The organism is Sphaerobacter sp. (assembly GCF_019683595.1).
GTDB lineage: Bacteria > Chloroflexota > Chloroflexia > Thermomicrobiales > Thermomicrobiaceae > Sphaerobacter.
Window position 1 is genome coordinate 1 of record NZ_JADGHZ010000284.1, and the last position, 3,209, is coordinate 3,209.

Consider the following 3,209-nt stretch of genomic DNA (forward strand, 5'->3'; position numbering starts at 1 on the left):
CCACACCCGATCGGGGCTCTTTGCCGGGGGCCCCGACGCCCCCTCACGACCGGCGGCGCCGCCCGCCGGCACGGCGTGGGCCGGGCTCAGGCTTGAGCCCGGCCCACGCGGCACCGCATCCACGACTAGACGCCGAGCGTACGCCGTACCTCGTCCAGATCGGCGTGAACGGTGTGCACCGCGCCCGGCAGCGCCGGGAAGATCGGGTTCTTGAGCACGGTTCCGGTCGCGAGCACCACGACGCGCTCATCGCGGCTCACCAGCCCGGCCTCCAGCGCAACCTCCAACCCGGCCATCGCCGCCGCACCGGCCGGCTCGGCCAGGATGCCCGCCGACGCCGCCAGCGTGCCGATGGCGCGCACCATCGCGTCGTCGCTCACCGCAACGAAGGCGCCGCCCGAGTCGCGCACATCCCGCAGCACCGCCGCCCCGCTCAGCGGCTGGCCCACCGCGATACCGTCGGCGATGGTGTGGGGCACCACCGGCTCGACCGGGCCACCCCGCTCCCAGGCCAGCTTCACCGGCTGGCACCCCTCGGCCTGGACGCCGATGATCCGGGGTACGCCCGTCGTGACACCACAGGCGACCAATTCACGGAACCCCTTCGCCAGCGCGCTGAGGGTCACCCCGTCGCCGATCGGCGAGACCACCACGTCCGGCACCGTGCGATCCAACTGCTCCCAAATCTCGAAGGCGACGGTCTTCTTCGCCTCCAGCGTGGCCGGGTTGTACCCCGTGTTCCGGTCGAACCAGCCGAACTCGCGCGCAGCCCGACGCGAGAAGCGCATCGCCGCGTCGTAGCCCTCGCGGACCTTCAGCACCGTCGCCCCGGCGAGCCGCATGAGCGACAGCTTCGACTCCGCGACCTGCTCCGGCACGAAGATCACCGCCCGCAGTCCCGCCGCGGCCGCCCCGACAGCCAGCGAGACGGCGACGTTGCCGGTCGAGGCGCAGCTCACCGTCTGTGCCCCGGCGCGCATGGCGTGCTCCAGCACCATCGCCGTGGCGCGGTCCTTGTTCGAGCCGGTCGGCCCGCGCGTTTCATCCTTCACCCAGAGGTGCGCCATCCCCAGCCGGCTCCGCAGCCCGGGAGGCGCAACCAGCGGCGTCCCCCCGACCGGCAGCGGGTAGTGGATCGGCCCCTCCTCCAGCGGCAGGAGCGCACGGTAGCGCCACATACCGGCCTCACCTGCCGGCGCGGCCGGCAGCAAGTCCGCGGCGTAGGCGTACCGGTACTCCACGCGCCCCGCATCGGCCCGCGCCTCGGCGAGACTCACATTGTCGAACGACTCTTCGGTTCCGTCGTCGTACACGACCGTCGCGCCGGTCGGAATGCCCATCTCCACTCCCTCTACCTTCACCGATCCAGTCGATTCGGTCGGCATCGGCCGAGCCGCCCCGCCTCTCAGCCGCGCTCGGTCAGGTGCCGCGCGATGGCGGCATAGCCCCGCGCCGCCGCCTCCAACTGGGCGATCTCGATGTACTCGTCGACCCGGTGGGCCATCTCCTCATCACCCGGCCCAAACCCGATGGTCGGGATGCCGAGCCGCCCCGCGGTGCCGCTCCCGTTGGTGCAGAAGGCATAGTGACCGAGCCGCGTCGGCACCCCCGCCTCCTCCAACGCCGCGAGCGCCCCGGCAACCAGCGGGTGGTCGTCGGAGAAGAACCAGGCGGGGGCGAAGTTCGGCGCCTCCACGCGCGCCCCCGTGTAGCTCTCGAAGTCGTCCACCGCAATCGTCGCGGTCCCGGTCGCCCCGGACCGCGCCAGCGCCCGGTCCATCCGCTCCCGGATCGGTGCCAGGATCGACTCCTCCGTCTCTCCCGGCAGCGTCCGCCGGTCGAAGGTCGCCACGCAGCGGTGCGGCACGACCGAGAGGCCGGGATACGGCTCCGACAGGATATCAGTCAACACCAGGATTCCCTGGCCGAGTACGGGATGCCGGGTCGGCTCAAGGTCTCGCAGGGCGACGATGACGTCAGCCATTGCCTCCGCCGCGTTGATTCCGAACTCCGGCCGGGAGGAATGCGTCGGCCGTCCGTTAACCTCAATCCGAATCTCAGCCCGCCCGCGCTGGCCTCGGGCGACGGTCAGCCCGGTTGCCTCACAGATCACCACCGCGTCGGGCTTGACCCGCCGGGCGACGTGCTCGAGCGCCGGCCCTTCGACCAGCTCCTCGGCCACCGTCGCCGACACGACCACCCGCCCCCGGCGCAGCGACCCGCGCAGCGAGGCGATCCCGTGCACCGCGGCCGCCAGCGGCCCCTTCATGTCCATCGAGCCGCGACCGTAGAGCCGATCGCCCACCACCTCACCCCAGGGGTGCCGCGACCAGTCGTCCGGGTTGCTCACCCCCACGGTGTCCATGTGGGCATCGAACAGAATACATGGCCCAGGACCGGCGTCGATCGTGCCGACCACATTCCCCAGGTCGTCCGTCTCGATCGCGAAGCCCAGGCGCTCCATTTCGGCGGCCACGATTCGGGCCACCGCCCCCTCCGCCCCCGACGGGCTCGGCTCCCGCACCAGCCGCAGCGTGAAATCCACCAGCTCGCCGGCGTTCACGATTCGATCCCCCTCCGGATCTGCCATGACCCATCCCTCCTCTCATCGACGCGGCCCCGGACGCGCCACACGACCTCACCCCCGGCCCGGCGATCATTCTCCCAGCCCGGCCACCTGCGCGCCAGGTTGCGGACGTTTGTGGTGTGGCGGTATGCCGGACTCGCGCTGGTGGCCGGGCCGCCGCTCATGACCCTTTAGCAACCGCTTGGATACACCCGACCGCAGCCCGCAACGCGACGGCCACGAGCCGCAAACGGCCACGAGCCGCAATAGGTGACAGGAGGGTCCGCGCGCCGTGGCAGGTGCCCGGGGGCAATGGAGTTTGACACATTGATTGAGGTGTAGGCGGTCGGTCCGTGCCCCGGGGGTGGCGTGAAGGATTCCACGTCGTGTCGCGTGCCCGGGGCTAAAGCCGCCGGGCTCACAATAAAAGCCCGCTGATGATGTTTCACAACTAATTCGGATCATGCCTGCCTGGGCCCATCGGTGCGTGCGGAGCGCTCAGCGCAGCGTTTGCCGTGTCCCGTCGTACCTGGCAGCGGTCCTCGGAGAGATCGTCCGATTAAGTTGTGAAACATCATAAGCGGGCTGGGATGGGGCATGGCTCACGGCCCGGTGATACGGTGTTCACCGCTCGGTCCGTGCC

The 3,209-nt window shown here is 70.7% G+C and carries 2 protein-coding genes; both read right to left on the bottom strand.

Going from position 1 to position 3,209, the window contains the following annotated elements; genetic code table 11:
- Nucleotides 1–125 precede the first annotated feature (125 nt).
- Nucleotides 126–1,340, bottom strand: coding sequence for a threonine synthase (thrC, locus tag IRZ30_RS16650; protein WP_294086792.1), 1,215 nt, complete (start codon nt 1,338–1,340; stop codon nt 126–128).
- A 65-nt stretch (nt 1,341–1,405) separates the two neighbouring features.
- A complete protein-coding gene (locus IRZ30_RS16655) occupies nt 1,406–2,590 on the bottom strand; it encodes a YgeY family selenium metabolism-linked hydrolase (protein ID WP_294086793.1) in 1,185 nt (394 codons plus the stop codon).
- Nucleotides 2,591–3,209: the final 619 nt, after the last annotated feature.

What these genes read in the sequence shown, in the direction of transcription:
- thrC (WP_294086792.1), bottom strand. Translation starts at nt 1,340, where the DNA reads ATGGGCATTCCGACCGGCGCGACGGTCGTGTACGACGACGGAACCGAA.
- IRZ30_RS16655 (WP_294086793.1), bottom strand. Translation starts at nt 2,590, where the DNA reads ATGGCAGATCCGGAGGGGGATCGAATCGTGAACGCCGGCGAGCTGGTG.